The organism is Cupriavidus cauae, assembly GCF_008632125.1.
Taxonomy (GTDB): domain Bacteria; phylum Pseudomonadota; class Gammaproteobacteria; order Burkholderiales; family Burkholderiaceae; genus Cupriavidus; species Cupriavidus cauae.
This window is the reverse complement of record NZ_VWRN01000053.1, coordinates 460455-476776: the sequence shown is the minus strand read 5'-3', so window position 1 is coordinate 476776 and position 16322 is coordinate 460455. Positions and strand designations below refer to the sequence as shown.

The following is a 16322-nucleotide window of genomic DNA, read 5'->3' as shown; positions in this document are numbered from 1 at the left end:
CCGCGGGGCCACTCTTTGATACAGTACGCGCCTTCCCCCACATATCAAGTAGCGGAGATTGTCTTGAGCCTTACCGTTGACCAGGTTACCGAAGCCTTGCGTACCGTGATCGATCCCAACACGGGCAAGGATCTGGTGAGCACGCGCTCCGCCCGCAATATCCGTGTCGATGGCGGCGATGTCTCGCTCGACGTCGAACTCGGCTATCCGGCCAAGAGCCAGCTCGACCCGATCCGCAAGCTGGTGATCGCGGCGCTGCGCGCCCTGCCTGGCGTCACCAATGTCAGCGTGACGGTGACCATGCACATCGTCGCCCATGCCGTGCAGCGCGGCGTCAAGCTGCTGCCGGGTGTCAAGAACGTGATCGCGGTCGCCTCCGGCAAGGGCGGCGTCGGCAAGTCCACCACCGCCGTCAACCTCGCGCTGGCGCTGGCCGCCGAAGGCGCGCGCGTCGGCATGCTGGACGCCGACATCTACGGCCCGAGCCTGCCGATGATGCTGGGCATCGACGGCCGTCCCGAGTCCGCCGACGGCCAGACCATGGAGCCGCTGGAGGGCCACGGGCTGCAGGCCAACTCGATCGGCTTCCTGATCGAACAGGACAACCCGATGGTATGGCGCGGGCCGATGGTGACCTCTGCGCTGGAGCAGCTGCTGCGCCAGACCAACTGGCACGAGCTGGATTACCTGATCGTCGACATGCCGCCGGGCACCGGCGACATCCAGCTGACGCTGTCGCAGAAGGTGCCCGTGACCGGCGCGGTGATCGTCACCACGCCGCAGGACATCGCGCTGCTGGACGCGCGCAAGGGCCTGAAGATGTTCGAGAAGGTCGGCATCCCGATCCTCGGCATCGTCGAGAACATGGCGGTCTATTGCTGCCCGAACTGCGGCCACGTCGAGCATATCTTCGGCGAGGGCGGCGGCGAGCGGATGTGCGAGCAATATGGCGTCGACCTGCTGGGCAGCCTGCCGCTGAACCTGTCGATCCGCCAGCAGGCCGATTCCGGCCGGCCCACGGTGGTCGCCGAGCCCGACAGCCCGATCGCCGAGCTCTACCGCGGCATCGCGCGCAAGGTGGCGATCAAGGTCGCCGACAAGGCGCGCGACATGACCAGCAAGTTCCCCAGCATCGTCGTGCAGAACACCTGACCATGGAACCGATGCAGTCCGAGGCTCCGCCGCCGGCCGGCGGCCGCCCCGCCGTCACGATGGCGGTGGTGATGCGCAGAATCGCGCTGGCGAGCCGCTGGCAGCCCTGGAAGTGGGAGCTCGAAGCGGTGGTGCCGGACCTTGGCGCGTTCGGTACCGAGCCGCACTGCCTGCACGAGGACGAGCAGGGCGCGCGCTGGCTCTATCCCGGCTACCCCGTCGAGCTGTTCCGCGACGAAGCCGAGGGCTACTATCTGAACCTGAGCTCCACGGCGCCGTGCTGGTTCGTGCTGTGGCGCATGGACGAGACCCAGCCGGAAGACGGGCGCCGGCCGCTGCCGGTGACCGTCTCGCTGTCGTACAACGAGGCGGGGCGCTGGCTCGATGCCGGCGAGACGGTCGAGAACGTGCCGCTCGCACCCGAACAGCTGGCCTGGCTGCAGGCCTATGTGGCCGAGCACTACCGGCCCGAGCCGAAGAAGCGCCGGCGGCCGGAGTCGTTCAAGTCGCCGCAGGACCGGGCGCGCTATTGAGCGCACCGCCGAAAGCACCACTCCACTGAACGCGTTGCTGAGCACGCCATTGAAATCCGCGGCAGGGATGTCGTTACCCGTCTCTTTGCCGCCTGACTTTCCATCATGAGCGATTCGACCGAAACGTCCTTCCTGTCCCGCTGGTCACGCCGCAAGGCCGCCGTGCGCGAGGGCAAGGCCGTGGCAGCCGAACCCGTATCGCCGCCTGCCGCGTCGCCCGCCGCGCCGGTCGCCGTTCCGGCAAAGGCCGATGTGAAGGCCGACGCAACGGCCGGTGCCGTCGCGCCCGAGGCCGAAGCCCCGCCCGCGCCGACGCTGGCCGACGTGGCGATGCTCAAGCCCGGCGACAGCGTGGCCCGCTTCGTCGCCCGGGGCGTCGACGAAACCGTCAAGCGCGCCGCGCTGAAGACGCTGTTCGCCGACCCGCATTTCAATGTGATGGACGGGCTCGATATCTATATCGACGACTACAGCAAGCCGGACCCGATTCCGCCCGACGTGCTGCGGCGCCTGCGCCAGTCCGAGACGCTGGGCCTGTTCGATCCGATCGAGGAAGTGGAAGAGCCCGGCACCGCTGCCGGCCGTCAGGGCTCGGCTCCGGACGACGAAGCGCAAGCTCAAGCCGGGGCCGAATCGTCCGTTGATGTCCCCGAGGACGGTACCGGCGAGCCGGATGGCACCGCACAGGCCGGCGCGCACATCGCCCCGGACGACGGCGCCGATGCCGGCGTGAAGGCGCAAACCACGCCCGCGCCGGGGGGCGATGCCACCCCCGCCGTGCCGCATACCGAACCAGCTACGGACAAACCTGCGTAGCCCCGGCCCCGCGTCGGGCCTACAATGTCACTCCCCCACAAACCGCCGGCGCGGACCCGCTCGAAAGAAGCGGGCTGGCAAGCCGGCCAGCTGTACCGACCATGCCGACGCTGATCTGCAATTGCAACGACACCATGCCGCTTGACGGGGCGGCACTGTCGGATGCCTCCACCCAGCCGGGCGCCGCCCCGCTGAAAGTCCACCGCCTGTTGTGCCGCCGCGAGGTCGGCGCCTTCACCGCCGCGCTCGACGGCACCGAAGACGTGATCGTCGCCTGCACGCAGGAACGCCCGCTGTTTACCGAACTGGCCGCGAAGACGCAGGCCGACGGCGTCGTCACCGCGCCGGTGCGCTTCGTCAATATCCGGGAGACCGGCGGCTGGTCGCGCGGCGCGCGCAAGGACCCGCGCACGGCCAATGCCAAGATCGCCGCGCTGCTGGCCGCCGCGGCACTGCCCGACCCGGACCCGGTGCCGGTGGTCGACTACCGCTCGGCCGGCAGCGTGCTGGTGTTCGGCCCGGCCGCGCGCGCGCTGGCGTGGGCTGACCGCCTCGGCGAGGCGGGCCTGCAGGTGACGGTTCTGCTCGGCGGGTCCAATGGCACCGGCCCTGGCACCGGCGCCGTCGATGGCGCGACGCCGCCCGCGACGCGCGACTATCCGGTCCACAGCGGCCGGCTCGACAAGTTGAGCGGCTGGCTCGGCGCCTTCGAGGCCAGCTGGGAGACCGGCGCGGGCCGCGCCAATCCGATCGATCTGGACCTGTGCACGCGCTGCAATGCCTGTATCGAGGCCTGCCCGGAAGGCGCGATCGACTTCAGCTACCAGATCGACCTGAGCCGCTGCACCGCCCATCGCGATTGCGTGAAGGCCTGCGGCGCCGCCGCGGCGATCGATTTCGACCGGCCCGCCGCCACGGTCAGCGAGCGTTTCGACCTGGTCTTCGACTTGAACGACAGCCCCTTCTTCGGCCGGCACGCGCCGCCGCAGGGCTATCTGCACGCGGGCGCGGACCCGCTGCGCCAGGAACGGATGGCGCTCGCCGCGACGCAGCTGGTCGGCGAATTCGAGAAGCCCAAGTTCTTCCAGTACAAGGAATCGCTGTGCGCGCACGGCCGCAACCGGACCACGGGCTGCTCGGCGTGTATCGACGTCTGCTCGGCCGAGGCGATCGGCTCGCGCTGGCAGGACGGCAAGGGCCGCATCGAGGTCGCGCCGAACCTGTGCGTGGGCTGCGGGGCCTGCACCACGGTCTGCCCGACCGGCGCGATCAGCTATGCCTATCCGAAGCCCGATCATCAGGGCCGGCGCCTGCGCACGCTGCTGTCGACCTACCGGCAGGCGGGCGGGCGTGATGCCGTGCTGCTGCTGCATGGGCAGGAGCACGGCGATGCGCGCATCCTGGCGCTCGGCAGGGACGCCCGCGCGGGCCGGCTCGACGGCATCGCGCCGAACGTGATTCCGGTCGGCCTGTTCCATCCGGCCTCGGTCGGCCTGGAGTTGTGGCTGGCGGCGATCGCCTGGGGCGCGGACCGCGTCGCGGTGATGCTGACCGGCGACGAAGCGCCGCAATATCGCACCGCGCTGGCCGAGCAGATGGCGGTGGCGCAGGCCATCCTTACTGGCCTGGGCTATCGCGGCGAATTCTTTACGCTGATCGACGCGCCCGATGCCGGCTCGCTCGATCGCGCGCTGGCGCGCTTGTCGCCCAATGTTGCTGCCAAGGGCGCCGCGCTGCCGCCGGCTGCCTTCCATGCCGCCGCGGCCAAGCGGGAAACGCTGGGCTTCGCGCTCGATCACCTGGCCGCGCATGCGCCGCTGCCGGCCGAGACCGTGCCGCTGCCGGCCGGCGCGCCGCTGGGCGCGGTGCAGGTCGACACCGGCCGCTGCACGCTGTGCATGGCCTGCGTCGGCTCCTGTCCGTCGCAGGCGCTGCGCGACAACAGCGAGCGCCCGGTGCTGTCCTTCCTCGAGCGCAACTGCGTGCAGTGCGGCCTGTGCGAGCGGACCTGCCCGGAAGACGCGATCACGCTGGTGCCGCGCCTGCTGACCGGCGATGCCGTGCGCCAGCCCGTCACGCTGCACGAGACCAGGCCGTTCCACTGCATCCGCTGCGCCAAGCCCTTCGGCACCGCGCAGATGGTCGAGGCCATGCTGGGACGGCTGGCCGGCCATCCGGCCTTTGCCGGCGCCGCCGCCGATCGCCTGAAGATGTGCAGCGACTGCCGGGTCGTCGACATGATCGAGAAGGACACCGGGGCCGCGACCGGCGCGACGCTGCAATGAGCAGGGCGCCGGCGGCAGCCGGCGCCGCTTTCCGATGCCGCAGGCCGATGCCACGAGCCGATGCCACGAGCCGATGCGACAGGCCATTGCCACGAGCCAATGCCGCAGGCCGATGCGGCCCTTGACGTAGTACTGCCACCTCTCACCGCGATCCGATGACCGATTTCCAGCCTATCCAGCTGACCCAGGCCGCCCCCGCGGACCAGGCCGAAGACACCGCCCGCGCCGACCTCTACGGCCTGCTGGCCACGCTGTTCTATCGCGCCCCCGACGCGGCGTTGCTGCACCATATCGCCGCCAATCGCGCCCATGCCGACGATGCCGCCAGCCCGCTGGGCCAGGCGTGGAACGCGCTGGGCGAAGCGGCGGCGGGCACCACCGAGGCGGAGGCCGCCGACGAGTACCAGCAACTGTTCGTCGGCATCGGCAAGCCCGATGTATTCCTGTACGGCTCGTACTACCAGACCGGCTTCCTGCATGAACGCCCGCTGGTGGCGGTGCGCGAAGATCTGGCGCGCTACGGGCTCGAACGTCATGAAGGCGTCAGCGAACCCGAGGACCATATCGCGACGCTATGCGAGGTGATGCGCTTCCTGATTGCCGGCGACGATGTCGCGGTGTCCAACCTCGGCGAGCAGCAGCGCTTCTTCGCGCGCCATCTGCAACCGTGGGTCGAATCGCTGTGCGATACGGTCATCGCCCATCCGGGCGCGCGCTTCTATGCGCGCGCGGCGGAACTGCTGAAGTCGTTCGCGGCCGTCGAGGCGGTCGCGATGGAGATGCATTGATTGCTTGAATTGCGTGAATTCCCTGAATTCCCTGAATTCCCTGAATTGCCTGAATTGCGCGGATTGCCTGGATTGCGTGGCAGCGCTAAAGCCCACGGCCCGGTGAGCCGATAAACGCAGTTGGCGTGCAGAAAGAGATGTCGCGATGCGGGTCCGCGTGGCGTGCAAAGACATGTCTCAAGACATTTGATGCACAGCGCCATGATTACGGAAAATCAGGATAAACCCGCGGTCAGCATGGCCATTGCGTACAGATCGATCTACAATACGCAAAAGAATGCATAACTAGATTGGTAATCGGTAAATATTACCGAGGAGCCCCCCCATGAAAGAGAAGGAAACCCGGGTCGCACGTCGCCATTTCCTCGCCGGTGCTGGCATCGTGACTGCCGCCGCGGGTGCCGCGGCCCTGACCGCGCGCACTCCCGCCGCCCCCGCCGGTGCGATCCCCGCGCCGGAACCCACTCCTGCCGACAGCAACGGTTACCGTGTCTCTGAACACGTACGGAAGTATTACCGGACGACGCTGGTATAAGCCGCGCGATTGCCGGCCCGCCGCGATGCCGGCGCGGCCGTCTCTCGCGATATCGCCTTTGCCTGCTTCGTACCTTTCCCGAGGTGACACATGATTCTGACCCGCAAGCACGCGGCCCAGGGCGGCGCCCCTGCGCAGCGCGTTGATCGACTCGCGTCCGCTCAGCCGGCCGCCGCTTCGTCCGCACGCCTGTCGGCGCGGCTGGCCACGAGCCTCGCCGGCGCAATGCCGACCATGGACCGCCGCAGCTTCCTGAAGCGCTCGGGCATCGGCGTGGGCGCGGGCCTGGCTGCCTCGCAACTGTCGCTGATCCGCAAGGCCGATGCCGCCGACGGCAAGGTCGCCGGCAACGGCAAGGGCGATATCGTCGTGCGCCGCACGGTCTGCGGCCACTGCTCGGTCGGCTGCGCGGTCGACGCGGTGGTGCAGAACGGCGTCTGGGTCCGCCAGGAGCCGGTGTTCGATTCGCCGATCAACATGGGCGCGCACTGCGCCAAGGGTGCGGCGCTGCGCGAGCACGGCCACGGCGAGTACCGCCTGAAATATCCGATGAAGCTCGTCAACGGCAAGTACCAGCGCATCAGCTGGGACCAGGCCCTGGACGAGATCACCGCGAAGATGAAGCAGATCCGCCAGGAGACCGGCCCGGATTCGATGTTCTTCATCGGCTCGTCCAAGCACAGCAACGAGCAGTCCTACCTGCTGCGCAAGTGGGTGTCGTTCTTCGGCACCAACAACACCGACCACCAGGCGCGCATCTGCCACTCGACCACCGTCGCGGGCGTGGCCAATACCTGGGGCTACGGTGCGATGACGAACTCGTACAACGATATGCAGAACAGCAAGGCTGCGCTGTATATCGGCTCGAACGCGGCCGAGGCGCATCCGGTGTCGATGCTGCATCTGCTGCATGCCAAGGAAAACGGCTGCAAGGTGATCGTGGTCGACCCGCGCTACACCCGCACCGCGGCCAAGGCCGAGCAGTACGTCCGCATCCGTTCGGGCACCGACATCCCGTTCCTGTTCGGCGTGCTGTACCACATCTTCAACAACGGCTGGGAAGACAAGGAGTACATCCGCACCCGCGTCTACGGCATGGACAAGGTGCGCGAGGAAGTCCTCGCCAAGTGGACCCCCGACAAGGTCGAAGAGGCCTGCGGCGTGCCCGAGGCCGAGGTCTACAAGGTCGCCGAGACCATGGCCAAGAACCGGCCGAGCACGCTGGTCTGGTGCATGGGCCAGACCCAGCACACGATCGGCAACGCGATGGTGCGCGCCTCCTGCATCGTGCAGCTGGCGCTGGGCAATATCGGCGTGTCGGGCGGCGGCGCCAACATCTTCCGCGGCCACGACAACGTGCAGGGCGCGACCGACGTCGGCCCGAACCCGGACTCGCTGCCGGGCTACTACGGCCTGGCCACCGGCGCGTGGAAGCACTACGCCGCGGTGTGGAACGTCGATTACGAGTGGATCAAGTCGCAATTCCCCTCGCAGGCGATGATGGAGAAGTCCGGCACCACGGTGTCGCGCTGGATCGATATCGTCACCGAGAAGAGCGATCTGATCGACCAGGACAACAACGTCCGCGGCGTGTTCTTCTGGGGCCATGCGCCGAACTCGCAGACGCGCGGCCTCGAAATGAAGAAGGCGCTCGACAAGCTGGACCTGCTGGTGGTGATCGACCCGTATCCGTCGGCCACCGCGGCGATGGCCAACATGCCGCCCGCCGAGGGCGACAAGGTCAACCCGAACCGCGCCGTCTACCTGCTGCCGGCCGCTACGCAGTTCGAGACCTCGGGCTCCTGCACGGCGTCGAACCGCTCGCTGCAATGGCGCGAGAAGGTCATCGAGCCGCTGTTCGAATCGATGCCCGACCACACGATCATGCAGGCCTTCGCCGACAAGCTCGGCTTCGGCAAGGAGCTGTCGCGCAACTTCAAGATGATCGAGGTCAAGCGCGCCGGCCGTACCTGGATGGAGCCGGAGCCCGAGTCGATCCTGCGCGAGATCAACAGGTCGAACTGGACCATCGGCTACACCGGCCAGTCGCCGGAACGGCTGAAGGCGCATATGAAGAATATGCAGATGTTCGACGTCAAGACGCTGCGCTGCAAGGGCGGCAAGGACGCGGCCACCGGCTACGACCTGACCGGCGACTACTTCGGCCTGCCGTGGCCGTGCTACGGCACGCCGGAGCTCAAGCACCCGGGCTCGCCGAACCTGTACGACACCACGCGCCACGTGATGGACGGCGGCGGCAACTTCCGCGCCAACTTCGGCGTGGAGCGCGACGGCGTCAACCTGCTTGCGGAGGACGGCTCGCACTCCCTGGGCGCGGAGATCACGACCGGCTATCCCGAGTTCGACCACGTGCTGCTCAAGAAGCTGGGCTGGTGGGACGACCTGACCGACGCCGAGAAGCAGGCGGCCGAGGGCAAGAACTGGAAGACCGACCTGTCGGGCGGCATCCAGCGCGTCGTGCTGAAGGTGCACGGCTGCCATCCGTTCGGCAACGCGAAGGCGCGTGCCGTGGTGTGGAACTTCCCGGATCCGATTCCGCAGCACCGCGAGCCGCTGTACTCGACGCGTCCGGACATGGTCGCCAAGTATCCGACCCACGACGACAAGATGGCGTTCTGGCGTCTGCCCACGCTGTACAAGACCGTGCAGCAGCGCAACGTCGAGAACAAGATCCACGAGAAGTTCCCGATCATCCTGACCTCCGGCCGCCTGGTCGAGTACGAGGGCGGGGGCGAGGAAACGCGTTCGAACCCGTGGCTGGCCGAGCTGCAGCAGGAGAACTTCGTCGAGATCAATCCGCGCGCGGCCTCCGCACGCGGCATCCGCAACGGCGACTACTGCTGGGTCAAGACGCCGACCGGCGCCACGCTGAAGGTGCGCGCGCTGGTCACCGAGCGGGTCGGCCCGGATACCGCCTTCATCCCGTTCCACTTCTCGGGCTGGTGGCAGGGCAAGGACATGCTGGACTACTACCCGGACGGTGCGCATCCGATCGTGCGGGGCGAGGCGGTCAACACCGCGACAACCTACGGCTATGACGCGGTGACGATGATGCAGGAAACCAAGACCACGGTCTGCCAGATCGAGCGCTTCGCGTAAGGGGAACACAATGGCACGCATGAAATTCATCTGTGACGCCGAGCGCTGCATCGAGTGCAACAGCTGCGTCACCGCTTGCAAGAACGAGCACGAGGTACCGTGGGGCGTCAACCGGCGCCGCGTGGTGACGGTCAACGACGGCGTGCAGGGCGCGGAGAAATCGATCTCGGTGGCCTGCATGCACTGCTCGGACGCGCCCTGCATGGCGGTCTGCCCGGTCGACTGCTTCTACCGCACCGACGACGGCGTGGTGCTGCACGACAAGGATGTCTGCATCGGCTGCGGCTACTGCTCGTATGCGTGCCCGTTCGGCGCGCCGCAGTTCCCGTCGACCGGCACCTTCGGCGTGCGCGGCAAGATGGACAAGTGCACGTTCTGCGCGGGCGGTCCGGAAGCCAACGGCAGCGAGGCCGAGTTCGAGAAGTACGGCCGCAACCGCCTGTCCGAAGGCAAGCTGCCGCTGTGCGCGGAGATGTGCTCGACCAAGGCGCTGCTCGGCGGCGACGGCGACGTGATCGCCGACATCCTGCGCAACCGCGTGATCAAGCGCGGCACCGGCGGCGATGTGTTCGGCTGGGGCACCGCCTACGGCACCAACGGCAAGGCTGCCCAGACCGCGCCGGCCGCGCCGGCCGGCACCCCGGCTCCGGCCCAGCAGACGCCGGCCGGTCCGTCCACTCCCGCGGGACAGGCATCATGAAGATGAACAAGCTGATGTGGATGGCGGCGGGCGCCGCCGCGCTGATCGGGCTGGCGGGCTGCGGCGAGGAGCCGCAAACCGCCAGGCCGAGCCCGAAGAAGACCGACACGGCGGCCTGGAAGGGCGCGCCCGGCGATCCGTTCGTCGCCACCGGCTGGACGCAGGGCGACCAGACCAGCTGGCAGAAGCAGATCCGCCAGCGCAATCAGCTGCAGAACGAGTACACGCGCGTCCAATGAGTGGGGCGTGCATGGGCGGCCGCCGTTGCCGCCGACTTCAAGCCGATCCGAAGGAGGCCCTATGAGCGCCAAGCTGATTTCCGCGCTGGCCGGCAAGGCCCGTGCCGCCGCGGCAACGGCCGCATGCGCGCTGGCCCTGGCCGTGCCGCTGCTGCATGCCGGCGCGGCGCAGGCGCAGACCACGCCCGCGCAAGCGCCCGCGCAGGCAGCGGCGCAGGGCCAGAGCCCGGCCGCGACGCCGGCGCCGGGCGATGCCGACACCAACAACCCGGCGCTGCATCCGCAGCAGCCGTTCTCGGGCATCGCCTCGCAGAACATCTTCGACGTGCCCGAGCGCGACATCGCCGCCGAGGCGCGCGAGCAGCAGAGCCGCACGCGCACGCAGCCGGGCAACAACGCCCCGGTCTGGCGCGAGATCAACTCTGACCAGCGCCACTACAGCAGCCTGCCCGACAAGGAAGCCGGCGTGCTGATCCTGCGTACCGGCCAGGAATGGCGGCTGTTGCGCAATGGCGTGATCACGGTCTGGGGCGGCTGGCTGCTGGTGCTGGTGCCGGCCGTGATCCTGGCCTTCTTCGTCTGGCGCGGCACCATTCCGCTGAAGTCGGCGCCGACGGGCCGCATGATCGAGCGCTTCACGCCGCTGGAGCGCATCGTCCACTGGACCATGGCGATCGCCTTCGTGGTGCTGGCGGTGTCGGGCATCGTGATGCTGTTCGGCAAGCATTTCCTGCTGCCGATCATGGGCCATACGCTGTTCGGCTGGCTGACCTATCTGCTGAAGAACGTCCACAACATCGTCGGACCGGTCTTCACGCTGTCGCTGATCGTCGGCTTCGTGATCTTCGTGCGCGACAACCTGCCGTCGCGCGACGACATCCGCTGGCTGACCAGCCTGGGCGGCATCGCCAGCGGCAAGCATGTGCCGAGCGGCCGCTTCAATGCCGGCGAGAAGGGCTGGTTCTGGGTCGGCGTGTTCTTCCTTGGCCTGCTGATCTCGGCCTCGGGCTTCGTGCTCGACAAGATCGTGCCGGGCCTGGACTACTACCGCACCACGATGCAGCTGGCCCATATCGTCCACTCGATCGCCGCGATCGTGATGATGGCGATGGCGTTCGGCCATATCTACATGGGCACGATCGGCATGGAAGGCGCCTACCGCGCGATGCGCGACGGCTATGTCGACGAGGCCTGGGCGAAGGAGCACCACGAGCACTGGTACGACGACGTCCGCTCGGGCAAGATCCCGGCGCAGCGTTCCACGCCTTCGCGCCGCCAGCCGGAACGGCGGCCCGCGCCCGGCGAGGCGTAAGCGCTGCCGTACCGGCGTTGTCGGGGAAAGGGCCGGGATGAGCGCTACAATGCATGCTCGACATCACCGTGACAGGAGGTTCGGCATGAAGCGTATTCTTTTCGGTCTGGTGGCAAGCGCTGCGTTGGCAGCGTGTTCGCAGATGGAGCATCTGGGACACAAGATGGGCGGCGGAGCGACGGCGGAACGCGCGGTCGCCCCGCTGACCGCCAAGAGCGGCACCAATACCCAGGGCACCGTCACCTTCACCCAGCATGGCGATCATGTGATGGTGCTGGCGGACGTGACCGGCCTGCCGCCGAATTCGGTGCATGGCTTCCACGTCCACGAGAAGGGCGACTGCTCGGCCCCCGACGCGATGAGCGCCGGCGGCCATTTCAACCCGACCGGGAAGCCGCACGGCTCCGTCAATACGTCGGACCACCATGTCGGCGACATGCCGAACCTGACTGCCGACGCCAACGGCCGCGCGCGGGCAAGCTTCCAGCTGACCAGCATGACCGTCGCGCCCGGCCCCAACAGCATCGTCGGCCGTGCCGTGGTCGTGCACAAGGACCCCGACGACTACAAGACCCAGCCCACCGGCAATTCGGGCGGCCGCATCGCCTGCGGCGTGGTGGTCAAGTCCTGACTGACCTGACCTGACCGGCGCGGCCGGCGCCGTGGTCCGCCGTGGCTCACCACGCGGGCCAGCCAGGCGCCGGTCCCGCCTCGATGTTTTCGATTTCCCCGTACCCATGTCCCTGCGTCCCGAACTGAGCCAAGCCGCCGTCCCGCTGATCGAGGAGGTCGAGGTGGTCGACGAGCAGGGCCGCGTGCGCTCCGCCTTCCTGCCGGGCGAGCGGCCGCTGACGGTCTATCTGGACAAGCGCGAGCTGGTCACGCTGATGACGCTGGGCGGCGCCCCGGAGGCGCTGGTGCTGGGCTATCTGCGCAACCAGCGCCTGGTCGAATCGATCGAGGACATCGCCGCGATCCAGGTCGACTGGGAGACCGAGTCGGCCGCGGTGACCACGCGCGGCGGCGTCGACCGGATCGAGGAGCGCACCGCGCGCAAGATCGTCACGACCGGCTGCGGCCAGGGCACGGTATTCGGCTCGCTGCTCGACGAGGTCGACCAGATCCGGCTGCCCGACGACGCGGTGCTGGACCAGCAGACCCTCTACAGCATCATCGACACGATCCGGCTGCAGCAGTCGATCTACAAGCAGGCCGGCTCGGTGCACGGCTGCGCGCTGTTCCAGGGGCGCGAGCTGCTGATGTTCATCGAGGACGTGGGCCGCCACAACGCGGTGGACGCGATCGCCGGACGGATGTGGCTGGAGGGAATGGACGGCGCCGACAAGGTGTTCTACACCACCGGCCGCCTGACCTCGGAGATGGTCATCAAGGGCGCGCAGATGGGCATCCCGTTCCTGCTGTCGCGCTCGGGTGTCACGCAGATGGGTTACCAGATGGCCAGGCGCGTCAACATGACGCTGTTCGCGCGCTGCACCGGCAAGCATTTCCTGCTCTATACGGGCCGCCAGCGCTTCCGCCACAGCGAGCCGCAGGCCGCGGTGGCGTAAGGCCGCTCTCCTCGCGCGCTCCCTTCCGCTCTCGCGTCCGCTGTCCTTCCGGCTTGCCCTTCGATACCCCGGCCTGCCTTGCCGGGCCGGCCGCGCTTTGGTTGTACAATGCGGCCCATTGCGCGCCATGCCGCCCGTTGCGGCGTTCCACTTCGCGGCGCTTCCCCCGTTTACCGCTACCTTATGAGCATCAAATCCGACAAGTGGATCCGCCGCATGGCGGAGCAGCATGGCATGATCGAGCCGTTCGAGCCGGGCCAGGTCAGGGAAATGGATGGCCGCAAGATCGTCTCCTATGGCACCTCCAGCTACGGCTACGACATCCGCTGCGCCGACGAATTCAAGATCTTCACCAACATCAACAGCACCATCGTCGACCCGAAGAACTTCGACGAAAAGTCGTTCGTCGACTTCAAGGGCGATGTCTGCATCATCCCGCCGAACTCGTTCGCGCTGGCCCGCACCGTCGAGTATTTCCGCATCCCGCGCAGCGTGCTGACGATCTGCCTGGGCAAGAGCACCTATGCGCGCTGCGGCATCATCGTCAACGTGACGCCGTTCGAGCCCGAGTGGGAGGGCTACGTGACGCTGGAATTCTCGAACACCACGCCGCTGCCCGCGAAGATCTACGCCGGCGAGGGCTGCGCGCAGGTGCTGTTCTTCGAGAGCGACGAGGTCTGCGAGACCTCGTACCGCGACCGTGGCGGCAAATACCAGGGCCAGCACGGTGTCACGCTGCCGAAAACCTGATTGCCCTACAATGCGGGCCAATGGCCCCGGGAACGCACCACACCCCGATTGCCGACGACCGACGGAGCGGCCCGACCGCTCCGCATGAATCTCCGAGCCACATGCCGCCGCGCGCCTGAACGCGGCCATGTGGCTCAAGTCCTTTTGCCTCTCTCTCCTTTCCGCGAGGACGCCCGATGAAATTCCGCTTCCCCGTCATCATCATCGATGAAGACTTCCGCTCCGAGAACATCTCCGGCTCGGGCATCCGTGCGCTGGCCCAGGCCATCGAGGCCGAGGGCATGGAGGTGATGGGCCTGACCAGCTATGGCGACCTGACCTCGTTCGCGCAGCAGTCCAGCCGCGCCTCGACCTTCATCGTGTCGATCGACGACGACGAGTTCGCCAGCGGCACCGACGAGCCGGAAGCGGCGGCGATCGAGAAGCTGCGCGCCTTCGTCACCGAGGTGCGCCGGCGCAATGCCAACCTGCCGATCTTCCTGTACGGCGAGACCCGTACCTCGCGCCATATCCCGAACGACATCCTGCGCGAGCTGCACGGCTTCATCCACATGTTCGAGGACACGCCCGAGTTCGTGGCCCGGCATATCATCCGCGAAGCCAAGGTCTACCTCGAATCGCTGGCGCCGCCGTTCTTCAAGGCGCTGATCGACTACGCGCAGGACAGTTCGTACTCGTGGCACTGCCCGGGCCACTCGGGCGGCGTGGCCTTCCTGAAGAGCCCGGTCGGCCAGGTGTTCCACCAGTTCTTCGGCGAGAACATGCTGCGCGCCGACGTCTGCAACGCGGTCGACGAGCTGGGCCAGCTGCTGGACCACACCGGACCGGTGGCGGCGTCCGAGCGCAATGCCGCGCGGATCTTCAACTCCGACCACATGTTCTTCGTCACCAACGGCACCTCGACGTCGAACAAGATGGTGTGGCACGCCAACGTGGCGCCCGGCGACATCGTGGTGGTCGACCGCAACTGCCACAAGTCGATCCTGCACGCGATCATGATGACCGGCGCGATTCCGGTGTTCCTGATGCCGACGCGCAACCACTACGGCATCATCGGTCCGATTCCGAAGAGCGAATTCGACCCGGAGACCATCCGCAAGAAGATCGCCGCGCATCCGTTCGCCAGCCAGGCGAAGAACCAGAAGCCGCGCATCCTGACGATCACGCAGGGCACCTACGACGGCGTGCTGTACAACGCCGAGCAGATCAAGGAGATGCTGGCGGCCGAGATCGACACGCTGCATTTCGACGAGGCCTGGCTGCCGCACGCGGCGTTCCACGATTTCTATCGCAACATGCATGCGATCGGGCGCGATCGTCCGCGCAGCAAGGACGCGCTGGTGTTCGCCACGCAGTCGACCCACAAGCTGCTGGCGGGCCTGTCGCAGGCCTCGCAGATCCTCGTGCAGGACTCGGAGACGCGCAAGCTCGACCGGTACCGCTTCAACGAGGCGTACCTGATGCATACGTCGACCAGCCCGCAGTATTCGATCATCGCCTCGTGCGATGTGGCCGCGGCGATGATGGAAGCGCCGGGCGGCACCGCGCTGGTCGAGGAGAGCATCCAGGAGGCGCTGGACTTCCGCCGCGCGATGCGCAAGGTCGAGGGGGACTACGACGCCGGCAACAACGGCGACTGGTGGTTCAAGGTCTGGGGTCCGGAAGATCTGAACGAGGACGGCATCGGCGACCGCGAGGACTGGATGCTGAAGGCCAACGACCGCTGGCACGGCTTCGGCGACCTCGCCGACGGCTTCAACCTGCTGGACCCGATCAAGGCGACCATCATCACGCCGGGGCTCGATGTCGATGGTGAGTTCAGCGAGCGCGGCATTCCGGCCGCGATCGTCACCAAGTACCTGGCCGAGCACGGCATCATCATCGAGAAGACCGGGCTGTACTCGTTCTTCATCATGTTCACCATCGGCATCACCAAGGGCCGCTGGAACTCGCTGGTGACCGAGCTGCAGCAGTTCAAGGACGACTACGACCAGAACCAGCCGCTGTGGCGCGTGCTGCCGGAGTTCGTCGCGCGCTTCCCGCAGTACGAGCGGATGGGCCTGCGCGACCTGTGCGATGCCATCCACAGCGTCTACAAGGCCAACGACGTCGCGCGCGTGACCACCGAGATGTATCTGTCGGACATGGAGCCGGCGATGAAGCCGTCGGACGCCTGGGCGATGATGGCGCACCGCGAGATCGAGCGGGTGCCGGTCGACGATCTGGAGGGCCGCGTCACCGCGATCCTGCTGACGCCGTACCCGCCGGGCATTCCGCTGCTGATCCCGGGCGAGCGTTTCAACCGGACCATCGTCCAGTACCTGAAGTTCGCCCGCGAGTTCAACCAGCTGTTCCCGGGCTTCGAGACCGATATCCACGGCCTGGTGGCCGAGGAGATCGACGGCAAGCGCGTGTATTTCGTCGATTGCGTGAAGCAGACGGCTTGACGGCTTGACGGCGGCGGGGCGGTAAAGAAAAACGGCCGGCATGTAGATGCCGGCCGTTTTTTCCTGGTGCCGTCGTT

The 16322-nt window shown here is 67.4% G+C and carries 14 protein-coding genes; all 14 read left to right on the top strand.

From position 1 onward, the window contains the following. Positions 1-63: 63 nt before the first annotated feature. The 14 genes from apbC (at position 64) to F1599_RS21120 (ending at position 16245) form a co-directional block, all read left to right on the top strand. Complete coding sequence (apbC, locus tag F1599_RS21190) at positions 64-1152, top strand: iron-sulfur cluster carrier protein ApbC (RefSeq protein WP_006578138.1); 1089 nt, start codon at positions 64-66, stop codon at positions 1150-1152. A gap of 11 nt (positions 1153-1163) precedes the next feature. Continuing rightward, positions 1164-1685, top strand: coding sequence for a DUF3305 domain-containing protein (locus F1599_RS21185; RefSeq protein WP_149317991.1), 522 nt, complete (start codon positions 1164-1166; stop codon positions 1683-1685). A gap of 105 nt (positions 1686-1790) precedes the next feature. Further along, the gene (locus F1599_RS21180) at positions 1791-2501 is read left to right on the top strand and encodes a DUF3306 domain-containing protein (protein ID WP_149317719.1); all 711 of its coding nucleotides are present in this window, start codon (positions 1791-1793) and stop codon (positions 2499-2501) included. A gap of 101 nt (positions 2502-2602) precedes the next feature. Then, positions 2603-4786 (top strand): 4Fe-4S binding protein, encoded by a 2184-nt coding sequence (locus F1599_RS21175; RefSeq protein WP_150084401.1) that lies wholly within the window; start codon positions 2603-2605, stop codon positions 4784-4786. A 155-nt stretch (positions 4787-4941) separates the two neighbouring features. Continuing rightward, entirely contained in the window at positions 4942-5574 is a 633-nt protein-coding gene (locus tag F1599_RS21170) for a TorD/DmsD family molecular chaperone (RefSeq protein WP_149317721.1), read from the top strand. A gap of 325 nt (positions 5575-5899) precedes the next feature. Then, positions 5900-6109: a formate dehydrogenase gene (locus F1599_RS21160; protein ID WP_149317722.1), complete on the top strand. Its 210-nt coding sequence runs from the start codon at positions 5900-5902 to the stop codon at positions 6107-6109. 90 nt (positions 6110-6199) lie between these two features. Then, on the top strand, positions 6200-9229 hold the full coding sequence (locus F1599_RS21155; protein WP_150084397.1) for a molybdopterin-dependent oxidoreductase: 3030 nt from the start codon (positions 6200-6202) through the stop codon (positions 9227-9229). Positions 9230-9239: 10 nt separating this feature from the next. Next, complete coding sequence (fdh3B, locus tag F1599_RS21150; protein ID WP_149317724.1) at positions 9240-9929, top strand: formate dehydrogenase FDH3 subunit beta; 690 nt, start codon at positions 9240-9242, stop codon at positions 9927-9929. A gap of 2 nt (positions 9930-9931) precedes the next feature. After that, positions 9932-10168: a hypothetical protein gene (locus tag F1599_RS21145; protein WP_149317992.1), complete on the top strand. Its 237-nt coding sequence runs from the start codon at positions 9932-9934 to the stop codon at positions 10166-10168. A 61-nt stretch (positions 10169-10229) separates the two neighbouring features. Beyond that, positions 10230-11480 carry a formate dehydrogenase subunit gamma gene (locus F1599_RS21140; RefSeq protein WP_223819795.1) on the top strand — a complete coding sequence of 417 codons (1251 nt, stop codon included), beginning with the start codon at positions 10230-10232 and terminating at the stop codon, positions 11478-11480. Positions 11481-11565: 85 nt separating this feature from the next. After that, on the top strand, positions 11566-12111 hold the full coding sequence (locus F1599_RS21135; RefSeq protein ID WP_149317725.1) for a superoxide dismutase family protein: 546 nt from the start codon (positions 11566-11568) through the stop codon (positions 12109-12111). Positions 12112-12217: 106 nt separating this feature from the next. After that, the gene (locus F1599_RS21130; RefSeq protein WP_150084396.1) at positions 12218-13048 is read left to right on the top strand and encodes a formate dehydrogenase accessory sulfurtransferase FdhD; all 831 of its coding nucleotides are present in this window, start codon (positions 12218-12220) and stop codon (positions 13046-13048) included. A 183-nt stretch (positions 13049-13231) separates the two neighbouring features. Next, a complete protein-coding gene (gene dcd, locus F1599_RS21125) occupies positions 13232-13798 on the top strand; it encodes a dCTP deaminase (RefSeq protein ID WP_053821151.1) in 567 nt (188 codons plus the stop codon). 176 nt (positions 13799-13974) lie between these two features. Beyond that, positions 13975-16245 (top strand): arginine/lysine/ornithine decarboxylase, encoded by a 2271-nt coding sequence (locus tag F1599_RS21120; RefSeq protein WP_149317727.1) that lies wholly within the window; start codon positions 13975-13977, stop codon positions 16243-16245. Positions 16246-16322: the final 77 nt, after the last annotated feature.